The organism is Aquabacterium sp. UBA2148 (genome assembly GCF_002328915.1).
Taxonomy (GTDB): Bacteria; Pseudomonadota; Gammaproteobacteria; order Burkholderiales; family Burkholderiaceae_C; genus Aquabacterium; species Aquabacterium parvum.
The window spans coordinates 15962-19627 of the sequence record NZ_DCXA01000309.1 but is presented as its reverse complement, the minus strand read 5'-3'; the positions used below and the strand labels follow the sequence as shown (position 1 = coordinate 19627).

Below are 3666 nucleotides of genomic sequence, written 5' to 3'. Positions count from 1 at the left end.
ATGCGCTTGGCCCAGCCTTCGCCGACCAGCCAGGGCAGGGTCTGCGTGCCGGTGCCGCCGGGCAGCAGGCCCACGGTGGCTTCGGGCAGGGCCATCTGCGCATGCGATTCGGCGATGCGGATGTCGCAAGCCAGTGCGCACTCCAGGCCACCGCCCATCGCGAAGCCGTTGATGGCGGCGACGGTGACCAGGTGGGTGTCGGCCAGGGCTTCGAAAGCCAGGCCGAAGGCCGAGATCATGTCGAGTGCCACCGCCTTGTCGCCGCTGGCGAAGGTGTTGAGGTCGGCGCCCGCGCTGAAGAACTTGGGGCCCGAGCCGGTGATCACCAGGGCGCGCACGGCGGGGTTGGCTTCCAGCTCTTGCACCGTGTCACGCAGCTTGAGCAGGCCTTCGCGGCTGAAAGCGTTGGCGGGCGGGCGGTTGAGGGTGACGGTGGCCACGCCGCCGTCGATGTTGAGTTCGATCATGTCGAGGTCCTTGGGCGATGAATGCGGTGGTGCCCGTGCCGTGTGCGGGGCCAGGCGGTGCCGTGATCTTGCCGCATCCGGCGCATCTGTTGCATCCGGTGCGGCTGGCGCGCCCCTCAGAGCTGTCGCGCGATCACGATCTTCTGGATCTGGCTGGTGCCTTCGTAGATCTGCGTGATGCGGGCGTCGCGGTAGTGGCGCTCGACGGCGTAGTCCTGCAGGTAGCCATAGCCGCCGTGCACCTGGATGGCTTGGGAGCACACCCACTCGGCGGTCTCGGAAGCCATCAGCTTGGCCTGCGAGGCCTCCGAGATGCAGGGCACACCGGCCATGCGCAGGCGCGCGGCGTGGTGCACCATCAGCCGCGCCGCGTTCAAGCGCGTGTGCATGTCGGCCAGCAGCTGCGAGATGGCCTGGTGCTCCGCGATCGGCTTGCCGAACTGCGTGCGCTCGCGCGCGTAAGCCCGCGCCGCATCCAGCGCCGCGCGGGCGATGCCCACCGCCTGCGCCCCGATGCCGATGCGCCCGCCTTCGAGGTTGGACAGCGCGATCTTCAGGCCCTCGCCGCGCTGGCCCAGCATGTGGTCTGCCGGCACGCGCACACCTTGCAGTGAGATGGCGCAGGTGTCCGAGGCGCGGATGCCCATCTTGTGCTCTTCGCGCTCGACCACGAAGCCGGGCGTGGTGGTGGGCACGATGAAGGCCGACAGGCCCTTCTTGCCCAGCTCCGGGTCGGTCACCGCGAAGACGATGGCCATGCCGGCGCGGCGTCCGTTGGTGATGAACTGCTTGGCGCCGGTGAGGACCCAGTGGTCGCCATCCAGCACGGCACGCGTGCGCAGCGCATCGGCCTCGGAGCCGGCTTGCGGCTCGGTCAGGCAGAAGGCGCCGATGACCTCGCCCGAGGCCAGCCGGGGCAGCCACTGCGCCTGCTGCGCCGCCGTGCCGAAGCGCAGGATCGGCACGCAGCCCACCGAGTTGTGCACGCTCATCAGCGTCGAGCACGCGGCGCAACCGGCGGCGATTTCTTCGATGGCCAGGGCGTAGGCCAGGTCGTCGGTCTTGCTGCCGCCTTGTTCTTCGGGCACCAGCATGCCCAGCAGGCCGAGCTCGCCCATCTGGCGCACGACCTCGTCGGGCAAGGCGGCGTCGCGGTCCCATTGCGCGGCATGGGGGGCCAGCACCGACTGCGCGAAATCGCGGGCGGCGTCGCGCACCAGGCGCTGGTCTTCGGTGAGCAGGGTGTCGTGGCTCATGCGGGGTTCATTCAAAGCAGTTCGATGGCCATGGCCGTGGCCTCGCCACCGCCGATGCACAGGGCGGCCACGCCGCGTTGCAAGCCGCGCTGTTGCAGGGCGTGGATGAGGGTGACGAGGATGCGCGCGCCGGTGGCGCCGATGGGGTGGCCCATGGCGCAGGCGCCGCCGCGCACGTTGACCTTGTCGGGGCTGAGTTTCAGCTCGCGCATGGCGATCAGCGTGACCACGGCAAAGGCTTCGTTGATCTCGTAGAGGTCGACGTCTTCGTCCGTCCAGCCGGTGAGGTCGAACAGGCGCCGGATGGCGCCCACGGGCGCGGTGGTGAAGCGCCCGGGGGGGCCGGCGTGGGTGCTGTGTCCAACGATGCGCGCGATCGGCCGCCAGTCGCGCGAGCGCGCGGTGCTGTCGCGGGTGAGCACCAGGGCCGCTGCACCGTCCGAGATCGAGGCCGAGCTGGCCGCCGTCACCGTGCCATCGGCCCCGAAGGCGGGCTTGAGCGTGGCGATCTTCTCGGGCTTGCACTGGCCGGGGGTTTCGTCGACGGCGAGGGTGCGCTCCACCCCTTTGACCTTCATCGTGACGGGCGCGATCTCGCTCGCGAACAGGCCTTCGGCCACCGCCGCCTGCGCGCGCTGCACCGAGGCCAGGGCGTAGGCATCCTGTTCGGCGCGTGTGAAGCCCAGCTCCTTGGCCGTGGCCTCGGCGTGCACGCCCATCAACTGGCCGTCGTAGGCGTCCTGCAGGCCATCGAAGAACATGTGGTCGACCATCTGGCCGTGACCCAGGCGCTGGCCGCCGCGCGCCGAGGGCAGCAGGTAGGGCGCATGCGTCATCGACTCCATGCCGCCTGCCACCACCACGCCCACCGTGCCGGCGAGCAGCTGGTCGTGGCCCAGCATCACGGTCTTCATGCCCGAGCCGCACATCTTGGTCAGCGTCGTGGCGGGCACGCTGTCGGGCAGGCCGGCGGCCAGCAGGGCCTGGCGCGCGGGGGCCTGGCCGACGCCGGCCATCAGGCAGCAGCCCATCAGCACCTCGTCGACCTCGCTGGCGTGCACGTGGGTGTCCAGCATCGCCGCGCGGATGGCGGCGGCGCCCAGCATGGGTGCCGACAGGCCCTGGAACTGGCCCTGGAAACTGCCGATCGCGGTGCGCCGCGCGGCCAGGATGACAACGGGATCGAGCATTCTCAACTCCTCAGCGATGTGGGGGGGCGCTTGGTGGCGCCTCACTTCGGGGCCATGCGGATGGCGCCGTCGAGGCGGATCACCTCGCCGTTGAGGTAATCGTTGCCCACGATGTGTCCCACCAGCGAAGCGTACTCCGCCGGGCGGCCCAGGCGGGCCGGGTGGGGCACGCTGCGGCCCAGGCTGTCCTGCACCTCTTGCGGCAGGCCCAGCAGCATCGGCGTCTCGAAGATGCCAGGCGCGATGGTCAGCACGCGCACGCGGTCACGCGCCAGGTCGCGCGCGGCGGGCAGGGTCATGGCCACCACGCCGCCCTTGGAGGCCGCGTAGGCCGCCTGACCGATCTGTCCGTCGAAGGCCGCCACCGAGGCCGTGTTGACGATGACGCCTTGCGAGGCGTGCGGGTCGGTGTCGCCACCGGGTGCGCCCGAAGCGATCATCGCCGGCGCCGCCAGCCGCATCATGTTGAAGGTGCCAATCAGGTTGACCTCGATGGTGCGGCGAAAGCTCTCGAGCCGGTGCGGGCCGTTCTTGCCCACGATCTTTTCAGCCGGGCCGATGCCGGCGGCGTTGACCAGCACGTCCAGGCGCCCGAAGCGTTGCATGGCGGTGTCCACAGCCGCCTGGCCAGCGGCTTCGTCGGTCACGTTGGTGGCCACGAAGGCCACGCGGTCGGCGGCATCGGGGGGGATGGCGCCGTCGCGCGGCGGGGCCAGGTCGGCGATGACGACGCGGGCGCCGGCGGCCAGGGCC

The 3666-nt window shown here is 70.8% G+C and carries 4 protein-coding genes; all 4 read right to left on the bottom strand.

Features of this window, described 5'->3' with window-relative positions; genetic code table 11:
* A partial coding sequence (locus tag B2W70_RS17035; RefSeq protein ID WP_286747615.1) for an enoyl-CoA hydratase-related protein occupies nt 1-467 on the bottom strand: 467 nt, incomplete at its 3' end.
* 116 nt (nt 468-583) lie between these two features.
* A complete protein-coding gene (locus B2W70_RS17030; RefSeq protein WP_286747613.1) occupies nt 584-1723 on the bottom strand; it encodes an acyl-CoA dehydrogenase family protein in 1140 nt (379 codons plus the stop codon).
* 11 nt (nt 1724-1734) lie between these two features.
* A complete protein-coding gene (locus B2W70_RS17025) occupies nt 1735-2913 on the bottom strand; it encodes an acetyl-CoA C-acyltransferase (protein ID WP_058086763.1) in 1179 nt (392 codons plus the stop codon).
* 41 nt (nt 2914-2954) lie between these two features.
* On the bottom strand, nt 2955-3666 hold a 712-nt coding region (locus tag B2W70_RS17020), incomplete at its 5' end, for an SDR family NAD(P)-dependent oxidoreductase (protein WP_286747611.1).